This window comes from Arthrobacter alpinus, assembly GCF_900105965.1.
Taxonomy (GTDB): Bacteria; Actinomycetota; Actinomycetes; order Actinomycetales; family Micrococcaceae; genus Specibacter; species Specibacter alpinus.
Genome location: NZ_FNTV01000001.1, coordinates 4051712 through 4072590, shown reverse-complemented (window position 1 = coordinate 4072590; position 20879 = coordinate 4051712). Strand labels below are relative to the sequence as shown.

20 protein-coding genes are annotated in these 20879 nt (G+C 59.9%); 8 read left to right on the top strand and 12 right to left on the bottom strand.

Annotation, left to right across the window (positions count from 1 at the left end; genetic code table 11):
• Positions 1 to 60: 60 nt before the first annotated feature.
• Positions 61 to 2127, bottom strand: coding sequence for an acyltransferase family protein (locus BLV41_RS18650; RefSeq protein ID WP_074712892.1), 2067 nt, complete (start codon positions 2125 to 2127; stop codon positions 61 to 63).
• A gap of 171 nt (positions 2128 to 2298) precedes the next feature.
• On the opposite strand from BLV41_RS18650, the gene BLV41_RS18645 reads away from it, so the two are divergent.
• Positions 2299 to 3297, top strand: a complete 999-nt coding sequence (locus BLV41_RS18645) for a DUF389 domain-containing protein (RefSeq protein WP_074712891.1) — start codon at positions 2299 to 2301, stop codon at positions 3295 to 3297.
• Positions 3298 to 3448: 151 nt separating this feature from the next.
• Here the strand turns inward: BLV41_RS18645 and groL are convergent, their stop codons facing one another.
• The 3 genes from groL to BLV41_RS18630 form a co-directional block, all read right to left on the bottom strand.
• On the bottom strand, positions 3449 to 5056 hold the full coding sequence (gene groL, locus BLV41_RS18640) for a chaperonin GroEL (RefSeq protein WP_044576585.1): 1608 nt from the start codon (positions 5054 to 5056) through the stop codon (positions 3449 to 3451).
• A 96-nt stretch (positions 5057 to 5152) separates the two neighbouring features.
• Complete coding sequence (gene groES / locus BLV41_RS18635; protein WP_038464523.1) at positions 5153 to 5449, bottom strand: co-chaperone GroES; 297 nt, start codon at positions 5447 to 5449, stop codon at positions 5153 to 5155.
• A 237-nt stretch (positions 5450 to 5686) separates the two neighbouring features.
• Positions 5687 to 6487, bottom strand: coding sequence for an ankyrin repeat domain-containing protein (locus BLV41_RS18630; protein WP_211481639.1), 801 nt, complete (start codon positions 6485 to 6487; stop codon positions 5687 to 5689).
• Positions 6488 to 6560: 73 nt separating this feature from the next.
• Here BLV41_RS18630 and BLV41_RS18625 point away from each other — a divergent pair, with 73 nt between their 5' ends.
• Positions 6561 to 7436, top strand: a complete 876-nt coding sequence (locus BLV41_RS18625; protein ID WP_074712890.1) for an ABC transporter ATP-binding protein — start codon at positions 6561 to 6563, stop codon at positions 7434 to 7436.
• The gene (locus tag BLV41_RS18620; RefSeq protein ID WP_074712889.1) at positions 7433 to 8245 is read left to right on the top strand and encodes an ABC transporter permease; all 813 of its coding nucleotides are present in this window, start codon (positions 7433 to 7435) and stop codon (positions 8243 to 8245) included. The genes BLV41_RS18625 and BLV41_RS18620 overlap by 4 nt, the downstream gene beginning before the upstream one ends.
• A gap of 22 nt (positions 8246 to 8267) precedes the next feature.
• On the opposite strand, the gene BLV41_RS18615 is transcribed toward BLV41_RS18620, so the two are convergent.
• The 4 genes from BLV41_RS18615 to BLV41_RS18600 form a co-directional block, all read right to left on the bottom strand.
• Complete coding sequence (locus tag BLV41_RS18615; RefSeq protein WP_074712888.1) at positions 8268 to 9023, bottom strand: iron ABC transporter ATP-binding protein; 756 nt, start codon at positions 9021 to 9023, stop codon at positions 8268 to 8270.
• Positions 9020 to 10072: an iron chelate uptake ABC transporter family permease subunit gene (locus BLV41_RS18610; RefSeq protein WP_074712887.1), complete on the bottom strand. Its 1053-nt coding sequence runs from the start codon at positions 10070 to 10072 to the stop codon at positions 9020 to 9022. Before BLV41_RS18610 ends, BLV41_RS18615 begins: the two co-directional genes overlap by 4 nt.
• The gene (locus BLV41_RS18605) at positions 10065 to 11069 is read right to left on the bottom strand and encodes an ABC transporter permease (RefSeq protein WP_074712886.1); all 1005 of its coding nucleotides are present in this window, start codon (positions 11067 to 11069) and stop codon (positions 10065 to 10067) included. The genes BLV41_RS18610 and BLV41_RS18605 overlap by 8 nt, the downstream gene beginning before the upstream one ends.
• Before the next feature lie 91 nt (positions 11070 to 11160).
• Positions 11161 to 12141, bottom strand: a complete 981-nt coding sequence (locus BLV41_RS18600) for a siderophore ABC transporter substrate-binding protein (protein WP_074712885.1) — start codon at positions 12139 to 12141, stop codon at positions 11161 to 11163.
• 145 nt (positions 12142 to 12286) lie between these two features.
• Here BLV41_RS18600 and BLV41_RS18595 point away from each other — a divergent pair, with 145 nt between their 5' ends.
• The gene (locus BLV41_RS18595) at positions 12287 to 13522 is read left to right on the top strand and encodes a class I SAM-dependent methyltransferase (protein WP_074712884.1); all 1236 of its coding nucleotides are present in this window, start codon (positions 12287 to 12289) and stop codon (positions 13520 to 13522) included.
• A 22-nt stretch (positions 13523 to 13544) separates the two neighbouring features.
• On the opposite strand, the gene BLV41_RS18590 is transcribed toward BLV41_RS18595, so the two are convergent.
• A complete protein-coding gene (locus tag BLV41_RS18590; protein ID WP_074712883.1) occupies positions 13545 to 14360 on the bottom strand; it encodes a shikimate 5-dehydrogenase in 816 nt (271 codons plus the stop codon).
• A 98-nt stretch (positions 14361 to 14458) separates the two neighbouring features.
• Between BLV41_RS18590 and BLV41_RS18585 the strand changes: the two genes are divergently transcribed.
• On the top strand, positions 14459 to 15601 hold the full coding sequence (locus BLV41_RS18585; RefSeq protein ID WP_074712882.1) for a glutamate--cysteine ligase: 1143 nt from the start codon (positions 14459 to 14461) through the stop codon (positions 15599 to 15601).
• Positions 15602 to 15631: 30 nt separating this feature from the next.
• Here BLV41_RS18585 and BLV41_RS18580 read toward each other — a convergent pair whose 3' ends face one another.
• Positions 15632 to 16666 carry an NADP-dependent oxidoreductase gene (locus BLV41_RS18580; RefSeq protein ID WP_074712881.1) on the bottom strand — a complete coding sequence of 345 codons (1035 nt, stop codon included), beginning with the start codon at positions 16664 to 16666 and terminating at the stop codon, positions 15632 to 15634.
• Between the two features lie 40 nt (positions 16667 to 16706).
• Complete coding sequence (locus BLV41_RS18575; protein WP_074713438.1) at positions 16707 to 17096, bottom strand: DUF1304 domain-containing protein; 390 nt, start codon at positions 17094 to 17096, stop codon at positions 16707 to 16709.
• 114 nt (positions 17097 to 17210) lie between these two features.
• Between BLV41_RS18575 and BLV41_RS18570 the strand changes: the two genes are divergently transcribed.
• Positions 17211 to 17789, top strand: a complete 579-nt coding sequence (locus BLV41_RS18570; protein WP_074712880.1) for a TetR/AcrR family transcriptional regulator — start codon at positions 17211 to 17213, stop codon at positions 17787 to 17789.
• 8 nt (positions 17790 to 17797) lie between these two features.
• On the opposite strand, the gene BLV41_RS18565 is transcribed toward BLV41_RS18570, so the two are convergent.
• Complete coding sequence (locus BLV41_RS18565; RefSeq protein ID WP_074712879.1) at positions 17798 to 18406, bottom strand: TetR/AcrR family transcriptional regulator; 609 nt, start codon at positions 18404 to 18406, stop codon at positions 17798 to 17800.
• Positions 18407 to 18560: 154 nt separating this feature from the next.
• Here BLV41_RS18565 and BLV41_RS18560 point away from each other — a divergent pair, with 154 nt between their 5' ends.
• Positions 18561 to 19904, top strand: a complete 1344-nt coding sequence (locus BLV41_RS18560) for an ABC transporter substrate-binding protein (RefSeq protein ID WP_074712878.1) — start codon at positions 18561 to 18563, stop codon at positions 19902 to 19904.
• Positions 19901 to 20863 (top strand): carbohydrate ABC transporter permease, encoded by a 963-nt coding sequence (locus BLV41_RS18555; RefSeq protein ID WP_074712877.1) that lies wholly within the window; start codon positions 19901 to 19903, stop codon positions 20861 to 20863. The genes BLV41_RS18560 and BLV41_RS18555 overlap by 4 nt, the downstream gene beginning before the upstream one ends.
• Positions 20864 to 20879: the final 16 nt, after the last annotated feature.

Here is a 20879-nt window from a genome sequence, read left to right as displayed (position 1 = left end):
GCTGCTGTTGCCCTATTCCCGAGGCCCAGCTCACACTGGCAGCCCTCACGTCATGGTCAGCTAGCCACGTTTCCATCCCGTGGCAGCAAACAAGTGCTCTTCCAGATCCGGGGCCATTGACTTGGCGTAGACCTCTGTCAGGTGGTTGTTGTCCATGTACACCAAGGTGTTGCCAATCACAGCATCACAGCGCCCGTCGGCACACAAGCTGTCGGAGAGGTCCAGCATGTAGGCACCGTCGATCGAGTTCAGGCTTTCTGCTGGGTTCTCCGGCGCAAGATTGTTGTCCTTCTGGAACGAGCACGCATCAGCCCCCTGCGCCGAGACGCAGCTGGCAACGTCGGCTTCGAACCGCGGGTTGTCGCGCATACCCACCACGTCAATCCCGGCGCTTGTGAAGGTCTTGACGGCGGTCTCGTAACCGGCAACGACGTTCTCAGTCGGCGAGTCAGGGACAGCATTCGTTGCAATGGTGAACACGGCATCTGGCTGCTGGTCCAAAATATAGTCCTGCGCAGCAACATTGAAATCAACGCAGCTGCTTTCCCTGCCACTGTCTTCTGATTCATCGCCAAAGTCACAGCCGCCCAACAGAACCGAGACCAACTGCCAGTTGTTCTCCTCAGCAATGGGAATCAATGCCCCCATCCACTGTTCAGCGTGAGAGTCTCCGACAACAACGATTGTTTTACTTGGCGTGCCTGCGGGACTTGATTGTGTACAGGATTTTTCCAACACGGCATCTGTAGTGGCCAGGTCCCCTTCGCACTTCTTATCCAAACTGACCCACTGCTTGTCCAGGGCCGTCAGTGCTGGCAGCATGGGCGCTGCGGGATCGCCCTGTGGCACAAAATCGGGGCGAAGAGCTCCGGCACCTGGGTTGTTGTGTTCTGCCTGCGCCAAGGCGGCCTGCTCTTTTGCCTGGATCTGGTGTTGCCAGCCAGCCAGTGGCGCCGCCACCACTGCAATACACACAGCGATGACCACCACTGCTCGGCGAAGCTTGAGTTCAAACCACTTGTTCCGGCGCAGGGGTGTGTCAATCCACCTCGTAGCAAGGAAAGCGGCCACGATGGAGACAACTATGATCGCCAGCCCAGCCTTGGGACCGGCATGGTCACGGCCCGTCACTACCAAGACAAACACCAGCAGGGGCCAGTGGAACAAGTACAAGGCGTAGGAGCTGTTGCCCAGGTTCACCAAGGGCTTCCAGCTGAGGAATCTATCCACGCCCACCTTGCTGTCGGTGAATCCGGCGACAATGATGAACGCTGCCGACAGCGTGGGCCACAAGGCCATATAGCCCGGAAATTGCTGTCCCACCTGCAAAATAAGACCACAGGACAGCATGCCGACGATGCCCAACCAGCCAAGCACAATTCTGAGGTTTCGGCGGAAGTGAAGGTAAGGCAGCACCAGGGCGAGCAATGAACCTAGTGCGAATTCCCAAAGCCTGGTCCGGGTATCAAAGTAGGCGAAGGCCTGATTGCCATGAGTGGTGACGATGGAAAACACCAGCGATACAACAAAGACTGCACCAAACATGCACATGAGCAATGGGCGCACCCTCAGCTTGCTTCGCCGCGCAATGAGCGCCGCCACGGCAAAGATCAACGGCCAAATAATGAAGATCTGTCCTTGAATGGACAAGGACCAAAAGTGCTGCAGGGGGCTGGCCAAACTGTGGTCGGTGGCGTAGTAGTCCACGGATTCAGCAGCCAGGAACCAATTTTGGTAGTAAAGGAGCGACGCCCAGCTTTGCCCAATAATGCTGTGCCAACGCGTCTCAGGTATGAGGAAATACGCGCCAACAAGGGTAACTACAAGCGTGACGGCAATGAGCGGAAGAAGCCGCTTGAACAAGTGAACCCAGTATTTGAGCAGGCCCAAGTCGCGTCCGCTCTCAATCTTGCGGGTGAATTGCCCCGTGAGCAAGAAGGCCGAGATGAGCAGGAATATGTCCACGCCGCCTGAGATTCGGCCAAACCAGACGTGGTAACTGACCACCATGAGGACAGCCAGGGCACGCAGTCCCTGAACCTCCGGAAGGAACTTGCGCTCACGCGGGGCCAGCCCGGCCGGAACCTCCGGTTCCCCAAGCCGGCCGCTAGTTTTCGGTACGTTCATTAGTCCAAGCGACATTCAAAAAGCACTTTCCGTATGGATTGCACCGCCCCCACGGTTCGAGTCTTCTTTAACACCGTACGTCCATCCGGACGGCAGACACGTCTTCCGTGAACCACCTCACGGCCCTGTAGTAGTGTTCCGATCAAGCACCGGCACCACAGGAAGCAGCAGATGGCACTGCAAATTCGGATTGTTATCCCGGCTGAACTTTCGGACCGGGTGGTGGCCCTGGCATCAGAACACGCCGGAGTCTCCGAGGTTTCCCGGGTCCGGGGAGCTTCAATAATTCCCCCCGGTGATGTGATCACCCTGCAAGCGGTGCGCGAAAGCGCTGAAGGCCTGCTGGAGAAACTCCATGGGCTCAATATCGCCAGCGTCGGTTCAGTCACCATCACCAGCCCGGAACTGGTGATCTCAGAACTCCTGGAGCAGGCCGACAACGCTGTCCCCGGTCAGGAAGCCGACGCCATCATTTGGGATGAGGTGGAGAAGAACACCAGCGAGGAGTCCAAGCTGACTTGGAGCTACCTGGCATTCATGATCATCGCGGTCCAGTTGGCCGGCATTGGCATTGTCACCAATTCCACCATCGCCATTGTGGGCGCCATGGTGGTGGGCCCGGAATTTGGGGCCTTGGCGGGCCTTGCCTTGGCCCTGGTGGACAGGCGTTGGGCATTGGCCCGGCGCGCATTCCTGGCACTGGCGGTTGGTTTCCCTCTGGCCATGGTCGTCACGGCCGTGGCCGCAGCGTTCTCCGTCTCAATGGGACTCTTCGACCCCGCGGACGTGCTGAACGGTTCCAACTCCACGGATTTCATCTACCATCCCGGCTGGTATTCGTTCATTGTGGCTGTTCTGGCCGGCGCCGCGGGAATGTTGTCGCTAATTGGGCGCAAGTCTGCGGTGCTGGTGGGCGTCTTCATATCTGTGACAACAGTTCCGGCTGCAGGCTATGTTGCCGTGGCGTTGGTGTTGGGCCAGCCCGACCGTGCGGCCGGCTCCGCCCTGCAACTGCTGCTCAACGTTTCAGGCATCATCGTCTCTGCCGCGGCAGTCTTGCTGATCTACCGACTCGGCCAACGACGTCGACCGGTGCCGTCGCAGTACTCCGCCGCTCAGGCGAAACTTGCCCTGCCGCGGATCGGAGTTCGCAGCCCCTTCCGCCGTTAAAGCAAAAATGCCGCCGTTCCCGCACAATGCCACCGGTATATCGGTGCCAAAATGCGCGAACGGCGGCATTTCCAAAACTAGCTGGGCCCACGCGCCCGAGGGCCCCAACGTTCAGACGCGCCAGCGGCTGAACGTTGGGAGGGTGTGGGGACTAGTGCTGGTGGCCGGCTTCGTCATCCTCGGCAGGCTTTTCGGTCACGAGAACTTCGGTGGTGAGCACCAAAGCCGCGATGGAGGAAGCGTTGCGCAGGGCTGAACGGGTGACCTTGACGGGGTCGATCACGCCGGCGTTAACCAGGTTCTCGTACTCGCCGGTGGCAGCGTTGAAGCCGAAGCCGTCTTCAAGTTCGCCAACCTTGTGAACAACAACGTAACCGTCGTGGCCAGCGTTCTGGGCGATCCAGCGCAACGGCTGAGCAACAGCCTTGCGGACCAGCTCAACAGCAGTTGCTGCGTCGCCGGTCAATGCGAGCACGTCAGCGTCGTCGTCGAGGGCCTTGGCTGCCTGAACCAGTGCGGAACCGCCACCGGCAACAATGCCCTCTTCCAAAGCTGCGCGGGTTGCTGAAACAGCATCCTCGATGCGGTGCTTCTTTTCCTTCAGCTCGACCTCGGTGGCTGCGCCAACCTTGATCACGCCGATGCCGCCGGCCAGCTTGGCCAGGCGTTCCTGCAGCTTTTCCTTGTCCCAGTCGGAGTCGGTGCGCTTGAGCTCGGCGTGCAGCTGAGCAACGCGCTCGGCAACATCGTCAGCCGTGCCAGCACCGTCAACGATGGTGGTGTTGTCCTTGGTGACGGTGATACGGCGAGCCGTACCCAGCACCTCGAGGCCAACCTGGTCCAGGGACAGGCCGATCTCAGCTGAGACAACCTGTGCGCCGGTCAGGATCGCAATGTCCTGCAACATGGCCTTGCGGCGGTCGCCGAAGCCCGGAGCCTTGACAGCAACAACGTTCAACGTGCCGCGCAAGCGGTTGACGATCAGCGTGGACAGAGCCTCGCCGTCGACGTCTTCAGCGATGATGAACAGCGGCTTGTTGGCGGCAAGCGCCTTTTCCAACAGCGGCAGGAATTCCTGCAGGTTGGAGATCTTGCCCTGGTTGATCAGAACCAGTGCGTCTTCCATGACTGCTTCCTGGCGTTCTGCGTCGGTGACGAAGTACGGGGACAGGTAGCCCTTGTCGAACTGCATGCCCTCGGTGAGGACCAGTTCGGTGGAGGTGGTGGAGGACTCTTCGATGGTGATGACACCATCCTTGCCAACCTTGTCGAAAGCCTCGGCGAGCAGGTCGCCGATTTCCTGGCTCTGAGCGGAGATGGCGGCAACTTCTGCCACCTGTCCACCCTCAACCGGGCGGGCGTTCTCCAGCAGGCGCTTGGCAATGGCTTCAACCGAAACCTGGATGCCGCGCTTGAGCTCACCGGGAGCCGCGCCTGCGGCAACGTTGCGCAGGCCTTCCTTGACCAGTGCCTGTGCCAGAACGGTGGCCGTGGTGGTGCCGTCGCCGGCAACATCGTTGGTCTTCGTGGCAACTTCCTTGGCCAGCTGTGCGCCAAGGTTTTCGTACGGGTCTTCCAGCTCAACTTCGCGGGCGATCGTTACGCCGTCGTTGGTGATGGTGGGAGCGCCCCACTTCTTGTCGAGCACAACGTTGCGACCGCGCGGGCCGAGGGTGACCTTGACGGTATCGGCAAGCTTGTCGATACCAGCCTCAAGGGCCTTCCGTGCGCTGTCATTGAATGCAAGCTGCTTAGCCATGCGTTTGGTCCTTTCAAGCAAAGACCCCGCTCCCTCATCCATGATCTCGACAGGCTCGATCAGCGGGATTCCCGGTGCGGGGCTTTACAAAAGTGGTTACTTAACTACGATGGCCAGTACGTCGCGGGCCGAGAGAACCAGCAGCTCTTCGCCGCCGGTCTTGACTTCGGTTCCACCGTACTTGGAGTAGATAACAACGTCGCCAACGGCAACATCGATCGGGACACGGTTGCCGTTGTCATCAACGCGGCCGGGTCCAACTGCCACAACTTCGCCCTCCTGGGGCTTTTCCTTGGCAGTGTCCGGGATAACCAGACCGGAAGCGGTGGTCAGCTCTGCTTCGAGCTGGCGAACAACAATACGATCCTCAAGAGGCTTAATAGAGACCGACACTCGGACCTCTCCTTCACATGCGTAAATTCTATGGATGACTGGCAGGCTTGCTGGCCATGTTTTGTGGAGCCCCAACCGTCGTCGCGGTGCCGGTGTTGCTCCCATGGCCAAAAAGATAAGCAGTTAGCACCCTCAGGGCGAGAGTGCTAACTCGACTCTAGGGAATCGATTAGCACTCGGTCAAGGCGAGTGCCAGATTTGACCCTAAAAGTACGACGCCGGCGGGCCCGGTTACGCTCACGGCGCACCTTGGGCTCCGGCGTTGAGGAGCAACTGCGCTATGGCGCCTTGCCCTGTGGCTTGGGCGTGAGCCAGCGCGGTGACGCCGTTCGCGTCGGCCAGATTGACGTTGGCTCCAGCCTGAATTAGCAGGCGAACCACTTCCTGGTGAGCTTCCCCGCCGGTTCCAAGGATCACCGCTTCCAACAGCCCCGTCCATCCCAAGTTGTTCACGTGGTCCACAGGAACCTCGGCAGCGAGCAGGATCTTCACGGTGCTGACATGCCCGTGCTCACACGCCGGGATCAAGGCGGTTCCCCCATACCGGTTGGTGCTTTTGACGTCAGCCCCGTGCGCCAACGTCATCTCCAGGATCTCGTCGAGGGCTTCGGCCCCGGCATAGAGGAAGGCGGAATCTTGCAGATCGTCTTTGGTGTTGACGTTGGCTCCGGCTGCCATTAAGGATTTGGCAGCCGCCACTGCGTTGGATTTCGTCGCTGCCACGAGAGCCGTCCGTCCTTCTGCTCCCTTGAACTCCAGCTGGGCTCCATCGGCCAGCAGGGCCACCACCGCAGCGGAATCATTGTTCGTGGCCGCGCCAATGAGTTCGGTGTTGAGAGCCATTTGCTGTTGGGGTGTCAGTGGCGGAGCACTGGATGGCAGCGGTGTTGGCGACGGAGAGGACGGTTGTGCCTCCGACGTGGCAGCAGTTGGCCCTGGCGTACCGTTGTCGGCTGGCTTGCCCGTTTGGCAGCTGGCCAACGCGACTGAAACGGCCAACATTATTGCCAACTTCAGGCCAATATGCGATTTGATCATGCCGCACAGCCTAACGCGACGCATTGTGCCTAAACATCTTTGGTGTCTTCACCAAAGATGTCAGGATGAAGCTATGACAATGAGCCCCGTGCAGGTGCGCGACCTCCAAAAAACCTATGGCAGCTTCAAAGCCGTGGACGGCATCAGCTTCGACATCCATGAGGGCGAGACCTTTGCTTTGCTCGGCCCCAACGGTGCTGGCAAGAGCACCACGATAGAAATCTTGGAAGGCTACCGCGACAGGACAAGCGGTGACGTTCGTGTCCTGGGCGTGGACCCGGCACACGGCGGGCTGGACTGGAAGTCGCAACTGGGCATCGTTTTGCAATCCACCGGGGAGAGCGGCAATGTCAGTGTCGTGGAGCAGCTGACTCACTTCGCCGCCTACTATCCTCATCCGCGCAACGTCGCCGACGTCATCGAGGCTGTGGGTTTGGGCAGCAAAGCAAAGACCCGCATCAGCAAACTCTCCGGCGGTCAGCGCCGCCGGGTTGATGTGGCGTTGGGAATCATTGGCAGGCCCAGGCTCTTGTTCTTGGACGAACCCACCACCGGCTTCGATCCGGAAGCCCGGCGACAATTTTGGGACTTGATCAACCAGCTCAAGGCCGAAGGCACCACCATTTTGCTCACCACCCACTACTTGGATGAGGCTGCGACGTTGGCAGACCGGGCAGGTGTCATCGTGGGTGGCAAGCTCGTGGACATCGGCCCCATCGATGTTATCGGCGGGGCAAGCGCAAGGGTGCCACTGGTGCGGTGGCGGCAGGACGGCGTCGTCCGCAGTGAGCGCACCGCCGAACCGGCAGCACTCGCGGCGCGGCTGTACGCCGAGGCCGGAGGCGAGGTGGATGGTTTGGAAATCACCCGGCCCAGCCTCGAGGACATTTATCTAGGCATGGTGGGTACCCATTCAGCCGCACCCAAGACTGCGGAGGAAAACGCATGAGAACACTCCAACTGGGCACTTCACGGATCGGCTACGAGCTCAAGGTGTACTTTCGGCAGGGCGATACCGTGTTCTTCACGTTCCTGTTCCCCATCATGATGTTGTCCATTTTTGCCGTGGCCTTCAGCACCAGCGGCAACATCGGCACGGCCCCCGATGGCAGCGGTGGCATCACGGTGGCGTCGTTCTATGTGCCAGGCATGGTGGCCGCGGGCATGTTGCTCAGCGGCGTGCAAAACCTCGCGGTGGACATCGCGGCAGAAAAGGGTGACGGCACGCTCAAACGTCTCGGCGGAACTCCCCTGCCAGTGTTTTCCTATTTCATGGGCAAGATCGGCATGGTCCTGCTCAGTTCGGTGTTGCAGGTGGCCTTACTGCTGCTGGTGGCCCGAGTTGCCTTCAACGTGGAGCTGCCCAGCGAGCCTGGCAAGTGGCTGACTTTTGCCTGGGTATTTCTCTTTGGTGTCATCACCAGTTGTGTCCTGGGTATTGCGCTCTCCGCGCTCCCCCGGACGGGAAAGTCGGCCACGGCAGTGATCATCCCGCTGGTTCTGGTGCTGCAATTCATCTCAGGCGTGTACTTGAACTTTTCCCAGTTGCCGGGCTGGCTACAGAACTTTGCCAGCATTTTTCCGCTGAAATGGATGGCTCAAGGCATGCGCAGCGTGTTCCTGCCCGCCACCTTCGAGGCCGCCGAGCCCTCGGGCGCGTGGGATTTGGGGCTCGTGGCGTTGGTGCTGGGCATGTGGCTGGTGTTGGGGCTCGCGCTGTGCAAGATGACGTTCAAGTGGATCCGCAAGGACACGTAACTCCCGGCCTGCCTGCGAGGGGTCAGTAGTACACGGCAAGCGGTCCGCGCGGGCCGTCGATCACCGTCACGGGTGTGTCAAAGACGCTGCTGAGCACCTCATCGGTCATGATCTCCTCCGGCGTACCGAATTCAATGACCTTGCCATCTTTCACTGCGCAGATATGGTCCGCATAGTGCCCGGCGAAGTTGATGTCATGCAGAACAATGACAATGGTGCGGCCCAACTCGCGGGCTGCCTTGTGGAGGAGTTGCATCATCTGCGCGGAGTGCTTCATGTCCAAATTGTTCAACGGCTCATCCAGCAGCACGTAGTCGGTGTCCTGGGCCAGCACCATGGCAACATAGGCTCGTTGGCGCTGCCCTCCCGAGAGCTGGTCCAAATAGCGGTTCTCCAACTCGTGAAGGTTGAGGAAATCGATGGACCGGCTGATGACTTCCTCATCGGCCGCGGTCAGCCGCCCCTTGGTGTGTGGGAATCGGCCAAAGCCAACCAGCTGGCGGACCGTAAGACGTGCCACGAAGTGGTTTTCTTGACGCAGGATCGCCACGATCTTCGCCAGGTCCTTGGAGGAGGTGCTGGACACGTCATATCCGGCGACCTCAATGACACCGGCGTCGAGCCCCAGCAAGCGCCCGATCATTGTCAACAACGTTGACTTCCCTGCCCCGTTGGGGCCCACCAATGCGGTAATGCCACCGGCGGGGATCTGCAGAGTTACCGGGCCAATGGCGACCTCGCTGCTGTAACTTTTTGAAACATCGGTCAGCGTGATCACAGTCGACCCTTTCGGAGAATAAAGAACAAGAACAGGGTTCCGCCTACGGCCTCGATGAGGATGGAGACCACACCCTGGGCGTAGAAGATGTTTTTCATGACAAAGTACGCGCCGGAAAGAACCACAAAGCCCACCAAGGCGGCCACTGGGAACACATATTTGTGGTCGTAGGTGTCGGCCAGCTGGTAGGCCAGGGTTGCCACCAAAAAGCCAAGGAACGTCATTGGCCCAACAAGCGCCGTGGACGTCGCCATGAGTATGGAAACCAGGAACAGCACCCGCATCACTTCGAAGCGGTGGTTGAGCCCCAAGTTGGTGGTGGTGTCCGCGCCCAGGGCAATGATGTTCAGCCGTTTTGCGTTGAGCAGCAGCAGGGTCCCGGCGGCCAGGCACAGCGGGATGGCAATGGGCAGGTAGGCGGGATCAGCGTTGGAGACAGAGCCGAAGAGCCGGGCGGTAAGAACGTCAAAGTTGCTGGGACTCAGCAGCCGCTGCATGAAAGCGGAGATGGCTCCCAGCCCACCGCCAATCACGATCCCTACGAGCAGCATGATCTGCAGATTGCCGTACTTGCCCGACAACAACCAGCCGTAGAGCGCCATGGACAAGCCCACCATGATCACGATTTGCAGGATGAACTGCGGAATACCGGCCATCATGACCACGCCCGCGGCGCCCATGAAAAAGACGGCGCACGTCTGAACGGCCACAAACAAGGATTCAAAGCCCATGATCGACGGCGTGATGATGCGGTTGTTGGTGGCCGTTTGAAAGCTGACTGTTGCCATGGCCTGGCAGATGGCCACCACCGCCATCACCACAATGCTGGTGGCCCGGAGCTCAGCGATTCGCCAGAAGCCGGGTGTGCCCACGGGCATGGGGTTGTCCCAGGCAAGCAGTCCAAAGCCAAAGCCTGCGGCCAAGACAATCAAGATGCTCAGGATGATCCAGTAGCGCTTTCGCACTGCGGCCGTCGGCAGGGGGCCGGTGGACCGGCCACCGTGGTGCCGGCTCAGTGGGGCCGTGGTGCGTGGGAGTGTTTCAGCCATGTCGACGCTGCTTCAGTAGGAGTGAAATGAAGACCACGGCACCGATCACGCCGAGTATCAAAGACACCGGCACCTCAAAGGGCATGATGATGGTGCGGCCCACCAGGTCACACACTGTCACGATGGCAATGCCCAGCAGGCAGACCCAGGGCAGGTTTCCGCGAAGGTCGTCACCGCGGAACATCGAGACGATGTTCGGCACAATCAACCCCAGGAAGGGAAGGTTGCCTACAACCACCGTGACAATGCCGGTAGCCACGGCGATGAGCCCGGTACCCAGCAGCATGATTTGGTTGTAGTTCAGGCCTACGTTGGTGGCCACTTCTTCGCCAAGGCCGGCGACAGTGAACCTGTCGGCAACGTAAAAAACGACCACTCCAACCAGGGCCACAATCCACAGCACCTCGTACTGGCCGCGAAGGACGGAGGTGAAGCTGCCGGCAAACCAAATGCCCAGGCTCTGGAGCATGTCGGTCTGCAGTGCGATAAAGGTGGAAACCGCCCCCACCACGGCACCGAGCATGATGCCAACAATGGGAACCGTTAGCGAGGCTTTGAGCGAGACCCGGCGCAGGAACATGAAGAAGATCATGGTGCCTATGAACGCCGCCAGAACCGCGCCGGACATCTTGACCAGGATGCTGGCACCTGGATTGATGATCATGACGGCCAGCAGACCCAGACCGGCCCACTCGGTGGTACCGGTTGTGGTTGGTTCAACGAAGCGGTTTTGCGTCAGCAACTGCATCACCAGACCGGACATCGCCATGGCTGCCCCCGCCAGAACCAGGGCTATGGTGCGCGGTATTCGCGTCACCGCGAACATCTCCCCACCGTCTTGGCCACCAAAGATGTCATAGACACCGGTAAACAGGGAAACCACAAGCAAGGCAGCCACAATGGCGATGCCTATCAGCAGGCTGGGCTCAAAGAGCCTGCCCTTGTTGCGAGCTCCCTGCGGCGGGACGGTTTTAACCGAGGCGGGTCTGGCGGTCATGATGCAGCAGTCCTTTCAGAACGTGCTTGGAAACAGCACAGTGGCAGAGCCGGCCAATGCCGGATCTGCCACTGTTGGGAACGCTATTTTCTTACTTGCCTTCGAGGGCATCCGCAAAGGAGTTAAGGAATTCGGTGTAGGTCTGGATACCTTCGTTGGTGTAGGTATCGGCTGGCATGTAAACGATGTTTCCGGACTTGGTAGCCGTGACATTCTTCAACGCTGCGGAGGTTTCCAGCACCTCATTGGCCGGCTTGTACTCGGCATCGTCTGCTGAAACGGCGGCGTCTCGGTCCATGACCAGCATCCAGGTGGGGTTGGACTTGGCGATGGCCTCGACGGAGATGTCATCACCCTTGTGATCGGTGCTTGCCTTGTCCACTTCAAGAGCCGGGGTCAGGTCCAGGAGGTCAAACAGGGGGCCCAGGGTGCGCCCGGTGCTCGGTGCGGAGTAGTTGATCTTGCCTCCGGAGGCGATCAAGCCCATGACGGTGTCGTCCTTGTTGTACGCAGCCTTGACGCGGGCAACGGCTGCATCGAAGTCGGCGTTGAGCTTGGTGGCCTCGGCCTGCTTGCCGAAGACTTCGCCCAGAACCGTGATCTGGCGCTTCAGTTCAGCGTCCAGCGGTTCCCCGTCACGCGGGTCAAGGGCCAGGACGGTGGCGTTGGGGGCCAGCTTGCGGAAGTCATCTTGGTACTGGGTGAAGCGCTGTCCGTTAACAATGATGTCCGGATCCACGGCTACAACGGCTTCCAAGTCCGGTTCGTTGTGACTGCCCAGGTCGATGATCGAGGAGTCACTCTTGTACGGGCTGGTTTTAGGCATGAGCGCTACAGCAGCGGCGCTGAGCTTGATGTCCCAGGCGGCCAGCGTCTCAAAGGTTCGGTTGTCCGTGGCCACCACTGACTTCAGCGGGGTGTTGATGGTGTGAGATCCGTTGTTGTCCTCGATGGTGACAGTTGCGGCCACGGCACTTTCGGAGTCCGCGGGGGCTGCGGATTGTGAACCGCAGGCGGTCAGGGCAAGCACGGCGGCGGTGGCGGCGAACGTCATCAGGCGCGTCTTCAACATCGATTTTCTCCAGAGTTAGATTAGCTTAGGCAAGCCTTACAAGCACTCTTAAGAAGCTATTACATGGGCGAATAATTGCGCAAATTATTCGTATCCTATTTCCAGTGATCCTTATCACTCGCGCGTTGGCGGCTAGGCTTGAGTCATGCCTAGCGATGCAATCTCCCCCCTGCTCACCGTTGAAGGCTGGGAACTCTTGTCATCCCTGGGCCCCTACCGTGAGGCCGATTCCCTCAAACTCAACGAGTCCCTGCGTAAAGCCGGCCACTCCCCTGAATTGGTGGCCGCCGCGTTGACGCAGGCACGCCTGCGCGCCAAGGCCGAGGCAAAATTTGGCGAGTTCGCCCACCAGATGCTGTTTACCCAGGCGGGGCTCGAGCAAGCCACGCGCTTGAGCATTGCCGCTCTCCACGCCCAAAGATTTACGACGGCGAACATCACCTCCGTGGCCGATCTGGGCTGTGGTCTCGGTGCGGATTCGCTGGCCATGGCCAGCCTGGATATCGACGTCACCGCTGTGGAGATGGACGAGATTACCGCAGCATGCACCACCGTGAACCTGATGCCCTTCCCGAACGCAAAGGTGCTGTGCGCAAAGGCTGAGGAAGTGGACCTCGCCAGCATCGAGGGCGTGTGGCTCGACCCGGCACGGCGCACCACCAACACCTCCGGCACCACGCGCCTCTTTGACCCAGAGGCTTTCTCCCCTCCGCTGTCCTTCGTGGAATCTCTGGCAGATCGGGGCCTGGCCGTCGGTGTCAAGATGGGGCCGGGCATCCCGCATGAGGCGGTGCCGGCAACCGCCGAGGCTCAATGGATTTCAATCAATGGCGATGTGGTTGAGGCCGGCCTGTACTTCAACGCTTTGGCCCGGCCGGGCATTCGCCGGTCCGCGCTGGTCATTGGCCGGCATGGCACTGCAGAGCTGACAAGTGGGGAGTCCTACGATCCGCTCAATCAAAATGCTGAGCTCGGCCCCGTGGGTCACTACCTCTACGAGCCCGACGGCGCCGTCATCCGTGCGGGACTGGTGGCAGATCTCGCCCGGACAATGGGTGCCCACCTACTTGATGAACACATCGCGTATTTGTCCTGCGATGACGCTGTGGACACACCATTTGCCCGAGCCTACAAGGTGGTTGAAGTCAAGCCATTCAACGTCAAGGCACTCAAGAGCTGGGTCAAGGCGAATCGGATCGGCGTGCTGGATATCAAGAAGCGTGGAATTTCTGTCACGCCCGAGGAACTGCGCCGACAGCTTCTGACCGGTTCAGGCAAGGGGCCGAACAAGGCCACCCTGATCCTGACGCGCATTGGCGAGGACCGGGTGGCCGTGGTGGTGGAACCTCATGGTCCCGTGAATGGCCCTTCCGCCCTCTAAACCGGGGCAAAAGGTGTTTAGGCTAGGCCTGCCGGGAGAACACGGAGGCTTCCAGGACTAGTTCCGGGCTGGGGCGCACTCCGGTGTAGAGCACAAACTGCTCCTCGGCTTGAATGGCAACGACCTCGGCCCCGGTGATGATGTGTTTGCCCGCGGTGCGCCCGGCCTTGATGAGCGGGGTTTCCGCCGGCAGCGCCACCACATCAAAGACAATCCGTGCCGCCGCCACCGTGTCATCGGCGAAGGACTGGACGGTTTCATCGGCACCGGTCATGCCCATCGGGGTGACATTGATCAGCATCTGCGCCGTATCCCCGCCTACCTCAGGCAACCAGGCAAAGTTGTACAGCGCGGCCAGGGCCCGGCCCCGCTCTTCGTTGCGGGCCACGATCGTCACGTGAGCAAATCCGGCGTCGTGCAAGGCAGCGGCAACAGCCTTCGCCATGCCGCCCGAGCCACGCAGAAGCACGGTCGTGGCAGGGTCAACGGCATTGCTCGTCAATAGACGCGCGATCGCGAGGTAGTCGGTGTTGTAGGCGGTCAGCACGCCGTCATTATTAACAATTGTGTTGACCGAATCGATCGCGGAAGCCGAGGCATCCATGACGTCAATGAGCTCAATGACATCTTCCTTGTACGGCATGGACACGGCGGCTCCGCGAATGCCGAGTCCACGGATGCCGGCAACAGCCTGGGCCAGATCAACCGGAGCGAACGCCTTGTAGACGTAGTTCAGCTCAAGCGCATCATAAAGATAGTTGTGGAAGCGCGTGCCGATGTTGCTGGGCCGTGCGGCCAAGGAGATGCACAATGTCATGTCTTTATTCAGGATAGGCATGCATCCATTGTGCCTGAGATCCTGAACTACAATCAGAGAGCAGCCGGCACTTTTACCGAATTGCTGTCACAACTTCGCATTGCCAAGGAGGCGCCGCAGTGAAGATTGATTTCGCAAAGTCCGAGCAATCTACGCTGGGTTTGGAATGGGAAATTGCCCTCGTTGACAAAGATTCGGGTGAGCTCGCCGCCCGCGCAAATGATGTTTTTGCCAACATCACCGCCGCACACCCCGACGTCATGGCAGATGGCGAGCACCCGCACATCAAGGGTGAAATGCTTCAGAACACTGTGGAGTTGGTCACGGGAGTCAACCACACGGTCTCCGAGGGCACCGAAGATCTGCGCCGCAGCCTGAACATCTTGCGCGAGGCCACCGAGCCACTGGGACTGGACCTGCTGTGCGCCGGAACCCACCCTTATAGCAATTCACGCACGCAGGTGGTGACCGACAAAGAACGCTACGCGAAGTTGGTTGACAGGACCCAGTGGTGGGGCAGCCAGATGCTCATCTACGGCGTTCACGTCCATGTTGGTTTGGACCATGTATCGAAGGCGATGCCGGTTCTGGACGGATTGGTCAACTACTTCCCGCACTTCCAGGCACTCTCGGCATCATCCCCGTACTGGAACGGTGAGGATACCGGTTACGCTTCCCAGCGCGCCCTCATGTTCCAGCAGCTGCCCACGGCGGGGCTGCCGTTCCAGTTCCCAAACTGGGCTGCCTACGAATCCTATGTGCAGGACATGTTCACCACCGGCGTCATCGATGCAACCAATGAAATCCGGTGGGACATCCGGCCCGTGGCTGGTCTGGGCACGATTGAAATGCGGATCTGCGATGGCATGTCCACACTGGAAGAGATCGGCGCCGTTGCGGCGCTGACCCAGTGCCTCGTTGAAGACTTTTCAAACACCCTCAACGATGGCGGCACCATCCCCACCATGCCGCCGTGGCACGTCCAGGAAAACAAATGGCGGGCGGCCCGCTACGGCATGGACGCCATCATCATTCTCGATGCCGCCGGCAAGGAACAGCTCGTCACCGAGCACACGGTTGAGCTGCTAAACAAGCTTGAACCCGTTGCCGCGAAACTTGGCTGCGCCGATGAGCTGGCCAATGTGGAGAAGATCTTGGCAAACGGGGCCAGCTATCAGCGCCAACGCCGCGTCGCCGCCGCCCACGGTGGCGAGTTGCGCGCCGTCGTCCGTGAGCTTGTCGCGGAGATGGCCAGCAACTAGGCCACCCCCGCACCGGCTTGCGACTAACTTCTATGCGTTGGCGGCGACCGGAACGGCCGTGCGAACCACCATCTTGCCGGTGTTGGCTCCGCGCATCATGTCGAGCAAGGCATCAACAGCGTGGTCGATTCCGTCAACTACGGTCTCGTCGTAAGCGATCTTTCCCTCGGTGAACCAGCCGGTCATGTGCTGGTTGAATTCCGCTGCCATGTCCAAGTGGCTGCCCAAGGTGAAACCCCTCAGGTTCAGGCCGCGGGTAATCATGTTGACCATGTTGTCCGGGCCTGACTTTCGGTCCGTGGTGTTGTACCCGGTGATGGCACCGCACAATGCGGCCCGGCCACCTGGGTTGAAGACGTCGAGAGCGGCTTCGAGGTGATCCCCACCCACGTTGTCGAAGAACACGTCAATGCCTTCGGGGGCCGCGGCGGCCAACAACTCACGCACGGAACCTGACTTGTAGTTGAAGGCTGCGTCGTAACCGTACTTCTCGGTCAGCAGGGCAACCTTCTCGTCACTGCCGGCCGATCCGATGATACGGCCCGCGCCCAACAGACGGGCGATCTGTCCGGCTGCGGTGCCCACGGCACCTGCAGCACCGGAAATAAAGACGGTGTCCCCTGGCTTCATGGCGGCGATTGCGGTCAAGCCAACATAGCCGGTGAACCCGGTCATGCCAAGGATCCCCAGGTACAGCGACAGCGGCACCCCGGGCAACTCGGGAACGATCTTGAAACCGGCGGCATCTTCCTGGACCACATCGCGCCAGCCAAACTGGTGGAGCACCACAGAACCCACGGGGATCTGCTCGCTGGCTGACTCGACTACGCGACCGATCGCGCCGCCTGTCATGGTCTCACCGAGGGCAAAGGGTGCCGAGTAGCTCTTGGCTGCGCTCATGCGGCCGCGCATGTAGGGGTCAACGGATACGAACTCGTTGACCACCCGGATTTGGCCGGGCTTCACCGGTCCTATTTCCACCTTGACAGTGGTGAAATCCTCGGCGGTCGGCCAGCCTACGGGGCGGGAGGTGAGTTGGATTTGGGTGCTGACTGAGTTGGTCACGATGTGAACTTTCTGTTGGAAGTGATGGAGAGGTCTTGTTTTAGAGAGACAGGCCGATGGCCAGTGCCACAACACCAAGCAGTGGTGGAAGGAGCTGCTTCAGTGCTGCCGGGGCTTTGCTCGGGCTGGAGAGGAGCAGTACGGCACCGGCAGCGATCATGGATCCTGCCCCCACAAACATCAGCGTGGCGCCGACTGTGGTGTTTCCCGCTGCGAAAACGATGATGCCGGCCATGACTGCGAGGGCTAGGAACAAGTTGTAGAACCCTTGGTTGAAGGCCAACGCCTTCGTCATTTCGGCTTCTTCTCGGCTCGCAATCCCAAAGGTGGCGCGGCTGCGATCCCCGGTCCATGCGATCGATTCCATGTAGAAGATATAGACGTGAATGAGCGCAGCAATGCCTGCGAACACGAGACCGGTGATAACCACGTTGGACAACTCCTCAAGGGGTGCGTTGGTTCCAGGAACCGCCACCCATGGTTTATTATGTATTGACTAGTCCACTATATATTGAACTGATCGATCCACAAAATGAGAGGTCCCATGGGACGCACGCAAGCCTTTGACACGCAAGAGGTCATCCGTTCTGCGCGGACGGTTTTTTGGGAGCACGGCTACGAGGACGCATCACTTCCGGACCTCGAGCGCGCCACTGGCCTGAGCCGGTCGAGCATTTACCATGCTTTTGGCAGTAAGCGGGGGCTCTTTGACGCCGCCCTGACAAGCTACCTTGGTGAGGTTATCCGCCCCAGGCTCCTGCCCCTGAATACCGCCGACGTTGCCCCCGATGCGATCGTGAAGTACTTCACAGGTCTCAAGGAAGCCCTGGCCCAGCGCGGAACACTGTCCGCCGACAACGGCTGTCTGCTGCTGAACGTGGCCGGGGCACCCATCTCCAATGAAGAGGCGGTCAGCCGAACGATTGCCGGTTACCGGCAGGAATTGCGCACTTCACTGCTCCGCGGAGTAGCCGCCCACCGCACCGAACTTGATTTGGCCGCCCAGGAACAGCTGGCCACGGTTCTTAGCTCCTTGGTCATTGCCGCCATGACCCTGGCAAGAGTGGACAACCCTCAGGCGTTGGCCACCCTTGACACGGCGCTCATCCTGTTAGGCAGCTGAAACGCCCTTCATTCGGGGAGGATCAGCAATTGCAGGTAGTCCCGCAGACACTCTGCCATGTCCACGCTTTCCGGGTCCATGAGCCACTGCGTCTGAATGCCGTCCCAGAGGGCAATGAGGCTCGCCGCAGCCCGCTCAGGATTCACGCCCGGCCGCAGCCGCCCTTCTTCTGCGAGCGCGGAAAATGATCTCAAGTAGCTGCGGCGCAAGCCTTCATAGCGCTGGGTAAAATAGTCGCGGCCGGGGTGGTTGGCCGTGACAGATTCAGCGCACAGCACCGTGTAAAGCTCAATGACCCCAGGCACCGTTTCGTTGAATCGGGCCTGCCGAATCACGGCCTCGGCCAGGGTTTCCTCGGGGTCGCGGGGCCCGCCGTCCCCGGTGACAGTGTCACGCCAATTCAGCACCGCTAGCAGCAGATCCCTTTTCGACGGGAAGTAGTGCAGCAGGCTCGTCTGGCTCATTCCCACGGCGTCTGCCACATCCTGCAATGAGCCGCTGCGGTAGCCCTGGGCCGCAAACACTTCATGGGCAGCCAGAACAATACTTTCGCGGCGGGCCTTGGACTTGGCATAAGGTCCGCGCGGCGCCCTGGTCCGGGCCTCATTGGTGGTCATAAGTAGCGAGCCTACATGAGTCTTGCGTCACATAATTTCAATTTCGAGTACCTACTCGATATTTGTGTTAGCGTCCTTCGTACTCGGTTCGCCGGGTGATGCTGGTGTCCCGCGGACACCTCGCGTCTCGACCTATACGACGAAGTGAAGGCTCATGACACAATTCACACGACGGCAGCTCCTTGGTGCCGGACTCGGAACGGCAGCCCTGGGAATGCTGGCAGGTTGCGCCAGCCCGGGCACGGCTTCGGTCAACGGCACCCCCACCATCCCACCGGCGGCATCCGGGGAAAAGATCACCCTTACCTACTGGTCCTGGTTGAAGGATCTGCAAAAGGTTGCCGATATCTGGAACGAGTCCCACCCCAACGTCCAGGTTGAAACTGTTTGGATACCCGGAGGCAACTCTGGTGGATACCAAAAAATATTCTCCGCCCTCGCCACGCAAGGCGGGCCGGATCTGGCCCAGGTCGAGATGCGGTCCATTCCCGAGTTCATGCTCGTCAACGGCTTGGTTGACCTCACCCGATACGGTGCCACGGAATCGGCGCACCTCTATGACCCCACACTGTGGAACCAAGTCAGCTTCACGGGAGGCGTCTACGGCATTCCGCAGGATTCCGGCCCCATGGGCATGTACTACCAACCTGCCGTGCTGGAGAAGGTCGGCGCAACACCACCTGCCACATGGCAGGAATGGGGCGAGGTGGCCGGGGAATTGCGCAAGGCCGACACCTACATGGACTGTTTCCCTCTTGGCGACGCATCAGTCTTTGCGGCGTACGCAACCCAAGCCGGTGCCCGCTGGTTCCGCGCCGAAGAGGATGGCTGGGTGGTCAACATGACAGACGATGCAACCCTGCAAGCCGCTGAATTCTTCGATGCAGCAATTGACAAGGATCTCGTCCAAACCGGCTACGGCGCCTTCTCGCCTGGCTGGTTCGCCGCAGCGGCGAAGGGCCAACTGGCATCAGTGGCGTCCGCCAGCTGGGCTGACGCCCTCATCGGAGGCGTCAGCGGGGGCGAGGGCAAATGGCGGGTGGCGCCCATGCCGGTATGGGACGGCAGCGCCGGTTTTGGGTCCAGCTACCTGGGCGGTTCGACCGCGGCGGTCCTTGCGAACAGTAAGCATCCAAAGGAGGCGCTTGAATTTGCCGTTTGGATGACTACGTCCAAGGAAGGAATCGACGCCATGATCAACAACAGTGGCATCGGATGGTCGCCGGCTCCCGCTTTCATTGGCAGCTCCCGGACCGAACCTTCGGCGTTCTTCAGCGGTCAAAACTACAACGAGGAAATTTTCGAACCAGCAACGTTGCAACAGAACCCGGATTGGACGTGGTGGCCGGTCACCACACAGTCGCTGAACATCCTCAGTGACGGTTTCCGCAAAAAAGCCACCGGAACATCCCTCGTGGAAACCATGTCGATCGCGGAGGCCCAGATCATGACCGTCTTCAAGAACAAGGGCCTGAGCATTCGAAGGGAAGCATCATGACAACCACGCACCAAACCACCCGGCAACAAGCCGGGACCACCCCGCAAGGCAACGACTACAAGCGTGTCCCCCGCAGGTCCCGAGCCCAGGCCCGCGCCCCATGGATTCTGCTGGCACCATTTCTGGCATTGTTCCTGCTTACCTTCATCTTGCCCATCCTTGTTGCCATCGCCTCCAGCTTCACGAAGGTCACCCGCAGCGGCCTGTTTGGCGAAGCGGGTGTGACGAGCGAATTCGCGTGGTTCAGCAACTACGCCCAGGCCCTTTCCGACGGCAACTTCGTCGCCTCGATTGGCAGAATGTTCCTGTTTGGCATTGTCCAGGTACCTGTCATGATTGCCCTCTGCACCGTGTTGGCCCTGATGCTGGAATCGGTTTCGGCCAAGTGGCCCGGGTTCTTCCGTGCAGCCTACTTTTTGCCCTACGGAGTGCCCGGGGTGATCGCCACCATCCTCTGGTCGTTCCTGTACGTGCCAGGGTTGAGTCCCTTGATCGACATTGCCGGGATGTTCGGCCTGGAACTTGATTTCCTCGGTCCGAACGCCGTTCTGTGGTCCATCGCGAACATTGTCCTGTGGAGTTATGCGGGATACAACATGCTCATCATCGTGGCGCAGCTCAAAACCATCCCGGCGGAACTCTATGAAGCAGCCAGGGTGGATGGGGCCACTACATGGCGGATCGCCCGCAGCATTCAGCTGCCCCTGATCAAGCCGGCCCTTGTGCTCACCACGGTCTTTTCGATTATCGGCACCCTTCAGCTCTTTGCAGAAGCTCAGGTCCTGAAGACTGTTGCACCGTCAATCGACAGCCAATACACACCAAACCTCAGCGCCTACAGCACCGCGTTCGCCTACAACGACTACAACGTCGCTGCCGCCCAGGCCGTCCTCATTGCCACCGTGGCCTTCATCCTTTCCTTTGTCTTCCTCAAAATCTCGAACAGGAAATCCTCATGACAATCCTCAAGGAATC

Coding starts and splice junctions, on each gene's coding strand:
- BLV41_RS18650 (WP_074712892.1), bottom strand. CDS start 2,127: ATGAACGTACCGAAAACTAGCGGCCGGCTTGGGGAACCGGAGGTTCCG.
- BLV41_RS18645 (WP_074712891.1), top strand. CDS start 2,299: ATGGCACTGCAAATTCGGATTGTTATCCCGGCTGAACTTTCGGACCGG.
- groL (WP_044576585.1), bottom strand. CDS start 5,056: ATGGCTAAGCAGCTTGCATTCAATGACAGCGCACGGAAGGCCCTTGAG.
- BLV41_RS18630 (WP_211481639.1), bottom strand. CDS start 6,487: ATGATCAAATCGCATATTGGCCTGAAGTTGGCAATAATGTTGGCCGTT.
- BLV41_RS18625 (WP_074712890.1), top strand. CDS start 6,561: ATGACAATGAGCCCCGTGCAGGTGCGCGACCTCCAAAAAACCTATGGC.
- BLV41_RS18620 (WP_074712889.1), top strand. CDS start 7,433: ATGAGAACACTCCAACTGGGCACTTCACGGATCGGCTACGAGCTCAAG.
- BLV41_RS18610 (WP_074712887.1), bottom strand. CDS start 10,072: ATGGCTGAAACACTCCCACGCACCACGGCCCCACTGAGCCGGCACCAC.
- BLV41_RS18605 (WP_074712886.1), bottom strand. CDS start 11,069: ATGACCGCCAGACCCGCCTCGGTTAAAACCGTCCCGCCGCAGGGAGCT.
- BLV41_RS18600 (WP_074712885.1), bottom strand. CDS start 12,141: ATGTTGAAGACGCGCCTGATGACGTTCGCCGCCACCGCCGCCGTGCTT.
- BLV41_RS18595 (WP_074712884.1), top strand. CDS start 12,287: ATGCCTAGCGATGCAATCTCCCCCCTGCTCACCGTTGAAGGCTGGGAA.
- BLV41_RS18590 (WP_074712883.1), bottom strand. CDS start 14,360: ATGCCTATCCTGAATAAAGACATGACATTGTGCATCTCCTTGGCCGCA.
- BLV41_RS18570 (WP_074712880.1), top strand. CDS start 17,211: ATGGGACGCACGCAAGCCTTTGACACGCAAGAGGTCATCCGTTCTGCG.
- BLV41_RS18565 (WP_074712879.1), bottom strand. CDS start 18,406: ATGACCACCAATGAGGCCCGGACCAGGGCGCCGCGCGGACCTTATGCC.
- BLV41_RS18560 (WP_074712878.1), top strand. CDS start 18,561: ATGACACAATTCACACGACGGCAGCTCCTTGGTGCCGGACTCGGAACG.
- BLV41_RS18555 (WP_074712877.1), top strand. CDS start 19,901: ATGACAACCACGCACCAAACCACCCGGCAACAAGCCGGGACCACCCCG.